Origin of the sequence: Allosphingosinicella sp. (assembly GCF_036403745.1) — a bacterium.
Lineage (GTDB): Bacteria > Pseudomonadota > Alphaproteobacteria > Sphingomonadales > Sphingomonadaceae > Allosphingosinicella.
Genome location: NZ_DASWQI010000050.1, coordinates 56486 through 69920, shown reverse-complemented (window position 1 = coordinate 69920; position 13435 = coordinate 56486). Strand labels below are relative to the sequence as shown.

General features: G+C 71.6%; 14 protein-coding genes. 5 read left to right on the top strand and 9 right to left on the bottom strand.

From position 1 onward, the window contains the following. Positions 1–21: 21 nt before the first annotated feature. The 3 genes from VGC56_RS09690 (at position 22) to VGC56_RS09680 (ending at position 3617) form a co-directional block, all read left to right on the top strand. Positions 22–270 carry an acyl carrier protein gene (locus VGC56_RS09690; protein WP_464124695.1) on the top strand — a complete coding sequence of 83 codons (249 nt, stop codon included), beginning with the start codon at positions 22–24 and terminating at the stop codon, positions 268–270. A gap of 14 nt (positions 271–284) precedes the next feature. Beyond that, positions 285–1550 carry a serine palmitoyltransferase gene (spt, locus tag VGC56_RS09685; RefSeq protein WP_464124694.1) on the top strand — a complete coding sequence of 422 codons (1266 nt, stop codon included), beginning with the start codon at positions 285–287 and terminating at the stop codon, positions 1548–1550. 69 nt (positions 1551–1619) lie between these two features. After that, the gene (locus VGC56_RS09680; protein WP_464124693.1) at positions 1620–3617 is read left to right on the top strand and encodes an ATP-binding protein; all 1998 of its coding nucleotides are present in this window, start codon (positions 1620–1622) and stop codon (positions 3615–3617) included. Here the strand turns inward: VGC56_RS09680 and VGC56_RS09675 are convergent. Next, complete coding sequence (locus VGC56_RS09675; RefSeq protein WP_464124692.1) at positions 3574–4467, bottom strand: hypothetical protein; 894 nt, start codon at positions 4465–4467, stop codon at positions 3574–3576. The two genes, VGC56_RS09680 and VGC56_RS09675, sit on opposite strands and share 44 nt — an antisense overlap. Before the next feature lie 129 nt (positions 4468–4596). Here VGC56_RS09675 and VGC56_RS09670 point away from each other — a divergent pair, with 129 nt between their 5' ends. After that, the gene (locus VGC56_RS09670; RefSeq protein ID WP_464124691.1) at positions 4597–4767 is read left to right on the top strand and encodes a hypothetical protein; all 171 of its coding nucleotides are present in this window, start codon (positions 4597–4599) and stop codon (positions 4765–4767) included. On the opposite strand, the gene VGC56_RS09665 is transcribed toward VGC56_RS09670, so the two are convergent. Continuing rightward, positions 4764–6008 carry an MFS transporter gene (locus VGC56_RS09665; RefSeq protein WP_464124690.1) on the bottom strand — a complete coding sequence of 415 codons (1245 nt, stop codon included), beginning with the start codon at positions 6006–6008 and terminating at the stop codon, positions 4764–4766. The two genes, VGC56_RS09670 and VGC56_RS09665, sit on opposite strands and share 4 nt — an antisense overlap. Before the next feature lie 34 nt (positions 6009–6042). After that, positions 6043–6468, bottom strand: coding sequence for a Rap1a/Tai family immunity protein (locus VGC56_RS09660; protein ID WP_464124689.1), 426 nt, complete (start codon positions 6466–6468; stop codon positions 6043–6045). 122 nt (positions 6469–6590) lie between these two features. Between VGC56_RS09660 and VGC56_RS09655 the strand changes: the two genes are divergently transcribed. Further along, positions 6591–7034: an MAPEG family protein gene (locus VGC56_RS09655; protein ID WP_464124688.1), complete on the top strand. Its 444-nt coding sequence runs from the start codon at positions 6591–6593 to the stop codon at positions 7032–7034. Here VGC56_RS09655 and VGC56_RS09650 read toward each other — a convergent pair. The 6 genes from VGC56_RS09650 to VGC56_RS09625 form a co-directional block, all read right to left on the bottom strand. Next, positions 7009–8211, bottom strand: a complete 1203-nt coding sequence (locus VGC56_RS09650; protein WP_464124687.1) for a class I SAM-dependent RNA methyltransferase — start codon at positions 8209–8211, stop codon at positions 7009–7011. The genes VGC56_RS09655 and VGC56_RS09650 overlap by 26 nt on opposite strands. After that, positions 8202–9584: an NAD(P)H-hydrate dehydratase gene (locus tag VGC56_RS09645; RefSeq protein ID WP_464124686.1), complete on the bottom strand. Its 1383-nt coding sequence runs from the start codon at positions 9582–9584 to the stop codon at positions 8202–8204. The genes VGC56_RS09650 and VGC56_RS09645 overlap by 10 nt, the downstream gene beginning before the upstream one ends. Then, a complete protein-coding gene (locus tag VGC56_RS09640; RefSeq protein WP_464124685.1) occupies positions 9581–9988 on the bottom strand; it encodes a hypothetical protein in 408 nt (135 codons plus the stop codon). Before VGC56_RS09640 ends, VGC56_RS09645 begins: the two co-directional genes overlap by 4 nt. A gap of 40 nt (positions 9989–10028) precedes the next feature. Beyond that, positions 10029–10754 carry an enoyl-CoA hydratase/isomerase family protein gene (locus tag VGC56_RS09635; protein WP_464124684.1) on the bottom strand — a complete coding sequence of 242 codons (726 nt, stop codon included), beginning with the start codon at positions 10752–10754 and terminating at the stop codon, positions 10029–10031. Between the two features lie 241 nt (positions 10755–10995). Further along, positions 10996–11805, bottom strand: a complete 810-nt coding sequence (locus VGC56_RS09630; RefSeq protein WP_464124683.1) for a 4-(cytidine 5'-diphospho)-2-C-methyl-D-erythritol kinase — start codon at positions 11803–11805, stop codon at positions 10996–10998. Then, positions 11805–13406 carry a tetratricopeptide repeat protein gene (locus tag VGC56_RS09625; protein ID WP_464124682.1) on the bottom strand — a complete coding sequence of 534 codons (1602 nt, stop codon included), beginning with the start codon at positions 13404–13406 and terminating at the stop codon, positions 11805–11807. The genes VGC56_RS09630 and VGC56_RS09625 overlap by 1 nt, the downstream gene beginning before the upstream one ends. Between the last annotated feature and the right edge of the window lie 29 nt (positions 13407–13435).

Here is a 13435-nt window from a genome sequence, read left to right as displayed (position 1 = left end):
CAGCGCCATAAGGGAGCGGGCATGACCGACCGAGACCAGACCTTCGACAAGGTCGCCGAGCTGATCGAGCCCTTCAACAAGAAGGGCGCGCCGCTCAGCGAAGCGACGACCTTCGCCGGCGACCTCGAATGGGACAGCCTGATCGTGATGGACTTCGTCGCGTCGGTCGAGGACGAGTTCGACATCCTCATCACCATGAACATGCAGGCCGAGATCGAGACGGTCGGCCAGCTGGTCGACGCGGTCGAGCGGCTGAAGAACGACGGCTGAGGGGGACGCTTGCGATGACTGAAGCCGCGCGCGCGCCCAACGATCCCGCCGACGAGACCGGCGTCGGGCCGTCCCAGGGCGGCGACCTCTTCTCCAAGTTCGATGCGCTGATCGCCGAGCGCGAGGCGCTGCTCGATACGGGCGTGCGCGATCCGTTCGGGCTGGTGATGGAGCAGGTGCTCTCGCCCACGCAGGCGATCATCAACGGGCACGAGACGATCCTGCTCGGCACCTACAATTATATGGGCATGACCTTCGATCCGGACGTCATCCAGGCCGGCAAGGACGCGCTCGACGCCTATGGATCCGGCACGACCGGCAGCCGCGTTTTGAACGGCACGTACCAGGGCCACAAGGAATGCGAGGAGGCCCTGAAGGATTTCTACGGGACCCGCCACGCGATGGTCTTCTCGACGGGCTACCAGGCCAATCTCGGCCTCATGTCGACCATCGCCGGCAAGGAGGATTACATCATCCTCGACGCCGACAGCCATGCCTCCATCTACGATGGCTGCGCGCTGGGTAACGCCCAGATCGTCCGCTTCCGGCATAACAGCGTCGAAGATCTCGAGAAGCGCCTGAGGCGCCTCCCGCCGGAGGGCGGACGGCTGGTGGTGCTCGAAGGCGTCTATTCGATGCTCGGCGACATCGCGCCGCTCGCCGACATGGTGCGCGTCGCCAAGGAAGCCGGCGCCATGGTGGTGGTCGACGAGGCCCACGGCATGGGCTTCTTCGGCCCCAACGGGCGCGGCGTGTTCGAGGAAGCCGGGGTCGAGGACCAGGTCGATTTCGTCGTCGGCACCTTCTCGAAGTCGGTCGGCACGGTCGGCGGCTTCATCGTCTCCAACCATCCCAAGTTCGAGGTGCTGCGCCTCGTCTGCCGGCCCTACGTCTTCACCGCGTCGCTCCCGCCCTCGGTGGTGGCGACGGCGGCGACGTCGATCCGCAAGCTCAAATATGCCGGCAACAAGCGCGCGCACCTGTGGGAGAACAGCAAGCGGCTGCACCAGGGGCTGCGCGACCTCGGCTTCGACATCGCCACGCCCGAGGCGCAGTCGGCGATCATCGCCGTGCTCCTGCCCGACCAGGATACGACTGTCCGCATGTGGCAGGCGCTGCTGGAGGCGGGGGTGTACGTCAACATGGCGCGGCCGCCCGCGACTCCGGCGGGCATGTACCTGCTGCGCTGCTCGCTCTGCGCCGAGCACACCGGCGAGCAGGTCGGGCAGATCCTCGGCATGTTCGAGGCGGCCGGCAAGGCGACGGGCTACCTCCCCTGAGCGGCGAAGCGAGCCGCGGGGTGAGGAACCTTCTTCCCAGCTGCTTGAGCTTGCTCTAGATTCTCCCGCATGGCGGGTGAGGAAACGGGCGCCCTGAGCGGCAATGCCCCCTCCGGTTCGTGGTGGGGAGCGCTGGCGAGCGCCGGGGCGCTGCTCGCCGCCGTCCTGCTCGCCGCTTTGCTGACGATGGTCAGTGCCTCCAACACCGCGCGCGACCGTGCCCTCGCCTCGGAGCGGCACAGCTACGACGTGATGCTGCTCACCCGCACCGTCGACGGCACCATCGCCCGGGCGGAATCGGCGCTCAGCCGCTATGTGATGGACGAGAAGGCCGACACCGGCACCATCTATTACAACGAATGGGTGCTCGCCGGGCAGCAGATCGAGCAGCTGCGCCGGCTCGTGGCCGACACCCCGGAGCAGCGCGCCCGGGTCGATGCGCTGCGCGGGCTCTACGCCCAGCGCGCCAAGCAGCTCTCCCCCGCCGCCGCCGCCGCCGCGCAGGGCAAGGGGAGCGGCGGCATCCCGCTTTACTATCAGGCGGGGATCGACCCGACCGGCCAGCAGGTGCGCGACAAGCTCAACGACATCGCCGCGAGCGAGCGGAGCGACCTTCGCGACCGCATGGAGGCGACGCGCCGCACCTCCGACCGCGCCGACCAGCTCACCATCTGGTTCGGCTGGCTGGCCGTCCTGATCGGCCTCGGCGCGGTCGTGCTCGGCTTCCTGGCGTTGCGGGCGATGCGCGAGCGGATCGAGGCGCTGCGCGAGGCGGACAGCGAGGCGGGCCGCGCCCATCGCCTCGATGCGGCGGTCCGGGCACGGACGCAGGAGCTGACCGAAGCCAATGAGCGGCTGAAGGCCGAGGCGGCCGAGCGGGAAGCGGCCGAAGCCCAGCTCCGCCAGGTCCAGAAGATGGAGGCGGTCGGCCAGCTGACCGGCGGCATCGCCCACGATTTCAACAACATGCTGGCGGTGGTCGTCGGCGGGCTCGACCTCGCCCGGCGCAAGCTGAGGGGTCCGATCCGCGAAGTCGAGTTCCACCTCGACAGCGCGCTGGAGGGCGCCAGCCGCGCCGCCGCCCTCACCCGCCGCCTGCTCGCCTTCGCCCGCGCCGAGCCGCTCCTGCCGGTCGCAGTGGAGCCGGCAGTGCTGCTCCAGTCGATGCTCGACCTGGTCGACCGGGCGATCGGCGAGCGGATCGCCGTCCACACCCGCTTCGCCGAGGATGCCTGGCCGGTGAAGGTGGACACGAACGGGCTCGAAAACGCCCTGCTCAACCTCGCCGTCAACGCCCGCGACGCGATCGACGGCGACGGCGAGATCGTCATCGCGGTCGAGAATGCGACGCTCGGCGAGCATGCGGTGGGGGAGCTGCCGGCGGGGGATTATGTCCGCATCGCGGTCACCGACACCGGCCATGGCATGACTTCCGACGTGATGGAGCGGGTGTTCGAGCCGTTCTTCACGACCAAGCCGGTGGGCAAGGGCACCGGCCTCGGCCTCAGCCAGATCTTCGGCTTCGCCCGGCAATCGGGCGGCGACGTCGCCATCGCCAGCGAAGTCGGCAGCGGCACCACCGTCTCCATCTACCTTCCCCGCAGCGAAGCGGCGGCGGCGGCGGCCGAACCAAGCCGCGCCGAAGCCGCCGGCGCGGAGGCGGACCCGGCCACCGTGCTCGTGGTGGAGGACGATCCGCGCGTCAGCCGCTCCACCGTCGCGGCGCTTGAGGAGCTCGGCCACCGACCCCTCCCCTGCGCCAGCGGCCGGGAAGCGCTCGAAATCCTCGCCCGCGATTCGTCGATCGAACTGGTCATCACCGACGTGATGATGCCCGAAATGACCGGGCCCGAGCTCGTCCGACAGGTCTCCGTCCTCTACCCCTGGATCGGCATCCTCTTCGTCACCGGCTACGTCGGCGAGACGGGCGATGCCGACGAGCTTGCCGGCCATGACATCCTGAGGAAGCCCTTCACCGTCTCGGCCCTCGCCAACGCCGTCGCGGCGGCACTCGCCCACCGCGCTAGCGGATCGCTTTCTTCCTCAGCAGTCGAGGCAGCAGAATAAGCCCGGCAACGAGCGGCCAGCGGCGCTGCCATGGCTTGATTTCGATGGCGGTGCCGGCGTGGCGGTTGATCTTCCAGGCGAGGTAATCGATGCCGCCGGCGAAGGTGAAGCTCGCCTTGACGAGCCGGAGCACCGTCAGCGCCTTGCCCTTGCGCTGCCGCCCCCGCCAGGCCCGCCGTGCCGCGTGCGCATTCGTGGCGCCGATCCCCGGCCGCTCGCGCAGGATCGCCTCTCCGATCCGCCGGTAGCGTTCGGGCGCATCGTCGACGAGGCTGTTCGCCCGCTGCCGCCGCTCCGCCCGCAGCTCGGCGCCGTAGGTCAGCGCGAAACCGGCCTTGAAGATGTCCAGCGGGGCATCGCGCAGGTCTGCCGGCATCAAGGGCCGGGTCGCCTCGAGCAAGGTCGGCGCCGCCTCGCCGACGGCGCGGGTGGCCGCCTCGCGCGCCGCGTCGTCACCCTGCCACACGAGCCGCGACGGCTGGGCGAAACGTGCCCAGACCGAAACGCTCGTGGCCGCAGGGCTGCACTCCCGGGCGAAATCCGCTTCGCTCAGCACCGCATATTTCGCGGTGAGGGCTTCATGCTCGAACGGGAAGACGTTGGGAGGGAGCAGCCGGTTGGCACTCCGCAGCCAGCGCTTCCGATAGGCATCCTCGTAGCTGGAGACGATCAGGTAGAAATCGAGCATCAGCCCCTCGAGCTGGCGCTCGCGCAGGCAGGAGCCGTAGAACAGGACGGCCCGCGCTGCGCCTGGATAGAGAGCGGCGATCGCCGCGGCCATGGCGGCGACCCTCGGATCGACCGGCTCGGCCAGTTCGGCAGCGATCAGCTCTGTCAGGCTCGGCTCCATCCGCCCCTTCTAGAGCGGCTCGCCGCGCCGCGCTAACCCGCTCGCTGCACAAGTAGGCCCGCTGGGGCTTGCCGAATGGGAATGGCCGCCGCTAGGAACGCCGCATCCTGACATGTGTTAAGAAGACCCATGCCCACACCGGAAGATCGACACCGGCGCCGCGAGCGTCAGACCCGCGAAGTCGAACTCAGCCAGCAGGAGCTTCGCGCCAGTATCGAAAAGACCCGCGAACTCCTCTCCCAGTCCGAGACGATGCTGAAGCGCCACCGCAGCGAGTGCGACGAGGCGGACGCCGGCTAGCGTTCACCCCGCGCGCCGCGTGGGGACTCCCGGATCAGGAACGTCGCTGCCAGCCCGCAAGCGACGGCGATGGTCATGTACCAGCCGGGCGCCAGTGGGCTTCCCGTCCATTCGATCATCTTCCGAATAAGCGGCTGGGCGGTGCCGCCGAAGATCGAGATGGCGCAGGCGTAGATGAGGCCCATGGCCCCCGCACGGACGCGGGCGGGGATCGCCTCCAGCACCAGCAGCATGGCCGGCGTCGAGCCCACGATGTGGACGAGGCTGAGGAAAGCCGTCGTCGCGAACAGGGCCGCGGGGGTGCGGACGGCGCTGACGAAGAGATAGGCGGGGACCGCGAGCAGGATCAGCGCCAGCCACGGCAGGAGCAAGGTGCGCTTGCGGCCGAAGCGGTCCGCGAGCCAGCCGGCGGCGAGATCGCACGCGACGCTGACGGCGCCCAGCACAAGGGTGGCGCCGAAGGCGACGTTCACCGCCATGTGCAGCGTCGTCTGCGCGTAGGTGTTGATGTACTGGAGCGTGTAGTTGGCGATGGTCGCGGCGCCGAGGATGATCATGCCGGCGGCGGCCGTGGCGAGGACTGGGCCTAAATCGGCCGACGCGACCGCCTCCTTCGCGGGCGGCAGCGTCTCGTCGAGTGTGCGGCGCAGCGCGAGGCCGAACGGGACGATGGCGGCGCCGAGCAGGAAGGCGATGCGCCAGCCCCAGGCGTCGAACTGGGCCGGCGCCAGCAGCGACGACAGCAATAAGCCGACGAGACCGGCGGCGAGCACGCCGAGGTCGGCGGTCGCCATGTGGAGCGAGACGAACAGGCCGCGGCGGCCCGGCGGCGCGGCTTCGAGCAGCCAAGCGGTGTTCGGCCCGACCTCCCCGCCCAGCGCGAAGCCCTGGATCAGGCGAAAGAGCACGGCGAGCGCCGGCGCTGCCATTCCCGCGGCGGCGAAAGACGGCGTAAGCGCCATGCCGACGAGGCCGACGCCCATCAGCGCGAACGAGAGGATCATCGCCGGCTTGCGGCCCTTGCGGTCGGCATAGCGGCCGATGAGGAGCCCGCCCAAGGGCCGGCTGAGGAAGCCGATGCCGAAGGTGCCGAGCGAGAGCATCAGCGATTGCTCAGGGTCGCCGGGGAAGAGGGTGCGGCCGATCTGGACGGCGAAGAAGCTGTAGGTGACGAAATCGTAGAATTCGAGCGCATTGCCCGCGACGACGGCGGCGATCTGCCTGCGCGTCGGCGCCGTCATGCGACGCCCCCGCCCGCGTTTCGCTGAGGGAAGATCAGCGCCGGACCCGCGGCTGCGGCTGCGGCTGGGGTTGCGGCTGGGGTTGCGGCTGTGGCGGAGCGGCCGCCTGGCAGGGATAGGCGTCCCTCAGCGCGAGCACGACGAGCGTCGCCCCATTGGCGTCGATCCGCTCCGGATGCTGGCGGATCGAACGGAGCGACGCCTGCGTGAGTTGCTCGTTGGTGGCGCCGGCGGGGAGGCAGAAGGGCACCCGCCCACCATTCACCCATTGCGTCGCGACATAGGCGTCGACGGCGCCGACCACATAAGCGACGCACGCATCGCGGCTCGCGTCGCACAGCCCGGAGAGCACGCGGCCGGAGGCGCGCATCGGCACATTCTGCGCCATCGAGGGCGCAGCCGTCACGGCGGCGATGGCGGCGGCGGCGGTGATTGCGACGGCGGCGAACGCAACACGCATCTTCTTCTCCGGCAAGCTGGTCTGGCCGCGCCGACGCTAGCCAAGAAATGCGCGCGCTGCGACCGGCTTTTGACTCGGCCGGTCGGAACCGTCACTCTCGCGGTGAAACAGGGGGACAAGAAATGCACAGCCCGATCCTCGCGCCGGTGGTGGCGCTCGTCGCCTGGTCGCTGGTGATGATGGTGTGGATGTACGCCGTCCGCTTCCCGGCGATGCGGCGCAAGGGGATCGGCCTCAAGGGGCGGGTCGGCAGCAAGGGCGGCGACCTGGACGGGGTCGTGGAGCCCGACGTCCAGTGGAAGGCGCACAATTACAATCACCTGATGGAGCAGCCGACCCTGTTCTACGCGGTGGCGCTGAGCCTCGCGCTGCTCAACGCCGGCGCCGGCTTCAACCTGTGGCTTGGCTGGGCCTATGTCGCCTTCCGCGTCGCCCACAGCCTCGTCCAGGCGACGAGCAACGTGGTTCGCTGGCGGTTCCTGCTGTTCATCGGCGGATCGGTGGTGCTGGCGGCGCTGACGCTTCACGCCGGTATGGCGCTTATCGGCTTTCACCTGCACGGCTGAAGGCACCCGCCAGCTCGACGTGGGTCGACCAGCGGAACTGGCCGACCGGTTGCACCCAGTCCAGGCGGTAGCCGCCGTCCGCCAGCGTCTTCGCGTCGCGGGCGAAGGTGGCGGGGTTGCACGAGACATAGGCGATGCGCGGCGTCGAGGCGGCGGCGAGCTGGGCGATCTGCTCCCTGGCGCCAGCGCGGGGCGGATCGAGCACCACGGCTTCGAAGCGGCTGAGCTCGGACGTGGTGAGCGGGCGGCGGAACAGGTCGCGATGGTCGACGAAGACTTGGCGCTGCGCGGCATTGACGCCGGCCTTGAGCGCCAGCGCCGCGTCGCGGGCGGCTTCGGCGGCGAGCACCCGGCCTTCCAGCGCGAGCGCGAAGGTGCCGAGGCCGGCGAACAGGTCGGCGACGATCCGCGCCTCCCCCACCGCCTCGCGGACCGCGGCGACCAGCGCCGCCTCTCCCTCCCGAGTCGCCTGCAGGAAGGCACCCGCAGGGAGGGGTACGGGAACCCCGCCGAGCGTGATCGTCACCGGCTCCGGCTCCCAGCGGGTCTGGGGGCCGTAGCCGTCATCGAGGCCCAAGCGGGCGAGCCTGTGCTCGGCGGCGAAGGCGGAGAGCGCCTCGGCGGCTTCGAGGCTGTCGGCGTCGATCCGGTCGAGCAGCAGGTCGACGCCCTGGTCGGCGAGCGTCATCGACACCGCGCCGTTGGCGCGCGGGCCGAGGAGGGTGCCGAGCAGGGCGCGAACCGGTGCGACGAGCGCGAACAGCTCCGGCCTCAGGATATGGCATTCGCGCATGTCGATGATGCGGTGGCTCGCTTCGGCGTTGAAGCCGAGGAGGACCGTCTTGCCCCGCCGCTCCGCCTTCAGCGCGGCGCGGCGGCGGCTGTTGGGGGGCGAGATGTGCGCCGGACGAATCTGTGCGTTCAGGCCCTGCGCATCGAGGGCGTGGGCGATGCGGCCGGCGAGATAGTCCGCATAGGCAATGTCGTCGACCTGCTGGAGCTGGCAGCCGCCGCATTCGGGGAAGTGCCGGCAGGGCGGAACTTGGCGGTGCGCGCCGGGCGTGACCGTGCCGGCCTCGTCGACGCTGTCGCCGGTCGCGGTGAGCGGGAAGTAGCGGCCGCTTGCGGTGACGCCGTCGCCGCGGGCTGCGAGGCGGAGGATCGGCTCTACAGGCATTCGGCGAGCGCGATCGGCAGCGCGGCGAGGAGATCGTCGGCGATGAGGGCCGGGCCGACGATCTCCGCGGCGCGAGCGTGGAGCCAGACGGCGGCGCAGGCGGCTTCGAAGGCGCCGAGGCCGCGAGCCCGCATGGCGGCGGTGACGCCGGTGAGGACGTCGCCGGTGCCGGCGCTGGCGAGCCACGCGGGAGCGAGCGCGGCGATGGCGGCGCGGCCGTCCGGAGCGGCGACCACAGTGTCGGCGCCCTTGAAGACGATGACCGCGCCCCAGTCCGCCGCGGCGTCACGGGCGCGGTCCAGCTTGCTGCCCGCGCCATCCGGATGGAGGCGGCCGAACTCGCCTGCATGCGGAGTGAGGATCGGCAGATGCTCCAGCGTCGCAAGCGCGTCGGGCCCACGCCGGGCCAGCAGGACGAGCGCGTCGGCGTCGAGCACCAGACGGTGCCCGGCCGCCAGCCCCCGGTCGAGCAGCGCTTCGGCGCGGGGCGTGCGGCCAAGGCCGGGGCCGACCGCCAGCGCATCGATGCGCTCCTCGGCGAGGAGCGCGCGCGCCTCTCCCTCGGCCTGGACCACGGCGTGCGGGATGCCGTGCACGGGCGCGTGGGCGATGAGGCGGACGTAGCCCGCCCCGCCGCGCGCCGCCGCCGAGGCGGCGAGAGCGCTGGCGCCCGGCATCTCGCCGGCCAATATCGCCGCATAGCCGCGGCTGTATTTGTAATCGTCCGGGCCGGGCGCCGGGAGGTGCGGCCGCCCGATGGCGGTGAGGTCGCTCTCCGCCTCGATGCCGATGTCGGCGACCACGACTCGGCCCATGTGTCGCGCGGCGGGCTGGAGGCGATGGGCGGGCTTGAGCGTCGCGAAGGTGATGGTGAGGTCGAAGTCGGGCACCGGCGAGAGCAAGGCTCCGTCGTCCGTGGCGACGCCGCTCGGCAGGTCCACCGCCACCCTGACCCGCGCACCGGCGGCGAGGCGGTTCAAGTCCGCGGCGACGACGGCGTCGAGGCCGCGGGTGAGGCCGGTGCCGAACAAGGCGTCCACCAGCACGGACGCAGGGGCGGCGGAAGCGAGCTCTTCGGTGGCATCGCCCCACGCCTGCCGCGCCAGCGCCGCTGCGCCTTCCTTCGGCGCTCCCAAAGCGGCGACGCGGACGGAGAGACCGGCTTCGCGCAGCCGCCGGGCGATGACGTAGCCGTCGCCGCCATTGTTGCCGGGGCCGCAGAGGACGAGGACGGCGCCGAGTCCGGAATGAAGGCGGATCGCCTCGGCCGCGGCGGTGCCGGCGCGGTCCATCAGCGTCTCGACCGAGGTGCCGGCGGCAACGGCGCGCGCCTCGGCGACGCGCATCGCGGCGGCCGTCAGGATCGGCTTCATTGCCGGACGGTGGCGGGGAGCCGGTAGCGATCGCCGCCGATCGCGACTTCGATGCGACCGGGGCCGATGACGGTGACCTTCGCGGGCTCGGCGCCGTCGGCAGCCGCGACGCCGCGGCCGTCGCCGGTCACTTCGAGGCGGCGGAAGCTGCCCGACGGGGCGCGGACGGTGAGGGTGAGGCCGTCCTTGCCGGCGGTGCGCTCGACGGTGCAGGCGTGCGCGAAGGGGCCGCCGGCGATGGCGCAGTCGATGCGGTCGTCGCGCGCGTCGGCGGACGCATCGGCAGACGCTGCGGGGGCGGGGATGAGCTGATCGGACGCTTGGTTCCCGGCGCCGCTATTGGTGTGCTTTTCGCTCCCGCAGGCGGCGAGGAGGAGGAGCGGGAGGAGCAAGAGGGCCTTCATGCCCGCGACTTCTGGTCCATCCCCCTTCGAGGCGCAAGCGTCAGCGCCGCGGCAGGCGCGCCGCCAGCTCCTCCGAACCGAACAGGGCCTCGAACCGGCGGTCCTGCTCCGCATCGCTGCGCACACCGGCTGCGGCGAGGCGGATGGCGCGGCGCAGCGCGGCCTGGCTGGTGGCGCTGCCGGCGACGATCGCCTCCGCCACCGCCTCGGCTTCGGCGGCGACGTCCTCGGCGAGGATGTCGACGAGGCCGATCCGTGCCGCCTCCGCCGCATCGATGGTGCGGGCGGTGAGGAGCAGGCGCGCGGCCTGCCCCTGCCCTACAAAGGCGACGAGGCGGTGCACGTCCTCCTGCGGGTAGGAAATGCCGAATTTGGCCGGCGTGATGGCGAAGGCGGCGCGGGGGCCGGCGACGCGCAGGTCACAGGCCATGACGAGGGCGACGGCGGCGCCGTAGCAAGGCCCCTCGATCAGCGCCGCGGTCGGCATCGGCGCCTCGGCGACGGCCTCGATCCCCGCGCGCATCGCGCGGCGGAAGGCGGTGCGGGCGGCGGGATCGTCGGGCAGGGCGGGAAACTCGGTGATGTCGGCGCCGGCGGAAAACGCCTTCTCGTCGCCGGAGATGAGGAGGAGCCGGGCGCCTCCCTCCCCGGCTTCGGCGACCCGCCGCGCCAAGTCCTGCCAACCCGCGAGGGGGATGGCGTTGCGCGACTCCGGCCGTGCCAGCCGCAGGCGCGCGACTTCGCCCTCGAAGGTCAGTTCGAACATGGTGGGCGTGATGGCGAAAAAAGGGCCGGCCGTCCACGAGCGACGGCCGGCCCCAACTTTTACGCCACGGCGCCTCCCCCGCTCTCGCGCATGAAGGGACCATGAGGCGGATGTCGGCCGGCGCTTGACGCGGCAGGCTTCGACCCGTCGCCGATCCGGCAGCAAGGAGCGTGCCATGACGGTGGCGAGCCGGTTACAGTGGTTAACGGCCGCGGCGGCGTGCCGGGACGGGACAGGTGGGTCAGCGAAAACGGGACAGCATGGTCCACCAGCCGGGGTGCGCGGCGGCGATGCGGGCGGCGGCGCCGTCGCGCTCGGCGGCGTCGGCATAGAGTGCGAAGCAGGTGGCGCCCGATCCGGACATCCGCGCCAGCCTGGCATCGGCAAGCGCTTCGAGCACCGCGCCGATCACCGGCGCCACCTCTCGCGCCGGCGCTTCGAGGTCGTTGCGTCCGTGCCGGGGATCGGACGGAAGCGGGCCGCCGTCCGTGCCGCTCCATCGGCGGAAGATTTCAGCGGTCGACACTGCAACGCCGGGGTTCACGAGCAGGACCGGCGCGCCGCGGAGGCCGGGGACGTCGGTTTCGGTAAGGACATCCCCCCTCCCCTCGCCCCGCGTCGTGCGGGAGAGGAGGCAGGCGGGGACGTCTGCGCCCAGTTCGGCGGCGATGGGAAGCAGGTCGGCTTCGGCGAGGCCGAGGCGCCATAGCCGGTTGAGCAGGCGCAGCCCCGCGGCGGCATCGGACGAACCGCCGCCGATTCCCGCGGCGACGGGCAGGTTCTTTCCGAGCGTCAGCGCGGCGCCGGTCGTCACGCCGGTGCGCTCGGCAAGGAGGCGCGCGGCGCGGAGGACGAGATTGTCCCCTTCCCCCGCCAGACCTGCCGCGAACGGCCCCTCGACCCGCAGGCTCAGCGTCTCCGCCGGCTCCCCGCGGAGCCGGTCGCCGCCCTCGCAAAAGGCGAAGAGGGTTTCGATGCGATGATAGCCGTCCGCCTCCCGCCCCCGCACGTGCAGCGCGAGGTTGATTTTGGCGCTTGCAATCTCCTCCATCAGGGGGCGGTTAGCGCCGGCGACAGGCCGGTGTCGATCTTCGCCCGGAGCCGCTGGGCAGCCTTGGCGTCGGCGTAGATGAGCGCGGCGCGCCAAGCGTAGCGGGCGTCGAAGCGGCGCCCCGCGGCGTAATAAGCGTCGCCGAGATGCTCGTTGATCGCCGCGTCGGCCGGCTGGCCCTGCGCCGCTTTTTCGAGGAGGGGAATCGCCTTCGGCACCTCGCCCCGCACATAATAGGCCCAGCCGAGGCTGTCGGTGATCGCGGAATCGTCCGGCTGAAGCGCGCTCGCCTGCTCGATCAGCCGCGTCGCCTCGCCCATATTCTCGCGCCGCTCGAGCTGCGAGTAACCGAGGAAGTTCATCACCACCGGCTGGTTGGGAGCCAAGGTGTTGGCACGCTGCAGCGCCGCCCGCGCCGCCGGCCAGTCTCCGGCCTGTACCAGGGCGTTGCCGCGCATCACCTGCAGCGCCCATTCCGGCCGATTGGTGTCGCCGCTCGCCGCCAGCGCCACCGCCTTGTCGAGTGCTGCGGCGGCCTCGCGATAGGCACCGGCCTGGGTCTGGAGATCGGCGAGGCTGGTCCACGCCTCGACATCCCTCGGCAATCGTTCGGCGGCGGCGCGCGCCGCGGCGAGCGCCTCGTCCTTGCGGCCTGCCTTGAGCAGGAGGGCGAGGCGGCGGGAGGCGGCCTCGCGAGCGAAGGGATCGTCCCTGCCGACATGGTCGAGCGCGGCCATCGCCCCCTCGGTCTCGCCGCGCGCCGCGAGGAGTTCGGCACTGGCCATCCAGGCATCGCTCGGCTGCGGCGCGACGAAGGTGGCGAGGCGGGCGAAGGCGAGCGCGGGGCCGCGCACCTCCTGCGCGTTGAGGTCGCGGGAGATGGCGAGGAACAGGGTGGCGACCCCGGCGGCGGCGGGCGTATCGGCGGCGGCGAGCTTCCGCCCCGCCTCGACCTCGGCCCGCGCCGCGTTGAGCACCGGCGAGCCGCCCTCCAGCACCTGCAGCGCCTCGACCTTGCCACCCTGGCGCGCGAGCAAGGCGGCGACTGCGATGCGCAGCCGCTCCGCTCGCCCATCGGCGACGGCCGGGACCTGCTTCACCGCCTCGACCGCTTCGGCGCGGCGCCCAGCGGCGGCGAGGAGCAAGGGGCGCTGCTCGGCGACGTAGGCCGCGGCGGGAGCGAGCTTCGGGTCCGTCAGGGAGGCGAACGGATCGCCCTTGCCCGAAGCCTGCGCGGTCCAGGCATGGAGCAGAGGCGGCAGGAACGAGAAGACGTCATCCTTCGCCAGCGCATCGGCAGCGCCGTTGGCACTGTCCCAGCGCCTAGCCTTGAGCGCGTCCTGGTAGCGCAGCAGCCGGCCTTCGACGGGCACCGTCCCGGTCTTCTCGAGAGCGGCCTCGGCACGGAGCGCGAGCGCCTCGTCGCCGGCGGCAATCGCCTGGTCGAGGGCACGGCCGGCGACCACCTCGTTCCCCTCCGCCAGCGTCAGGGCCGCTGCGTAACGCTGCGCGACATCGCTCGGGCTGCCGCCGGTTTCGGCGACGCGGGCGCGGACATAGGCGGCAAGCGCGCCGGTGTCGCCGACGCTGGCTTGGGCCATGGACGGGAGCGCGGCGCCGGCCAGAGCGA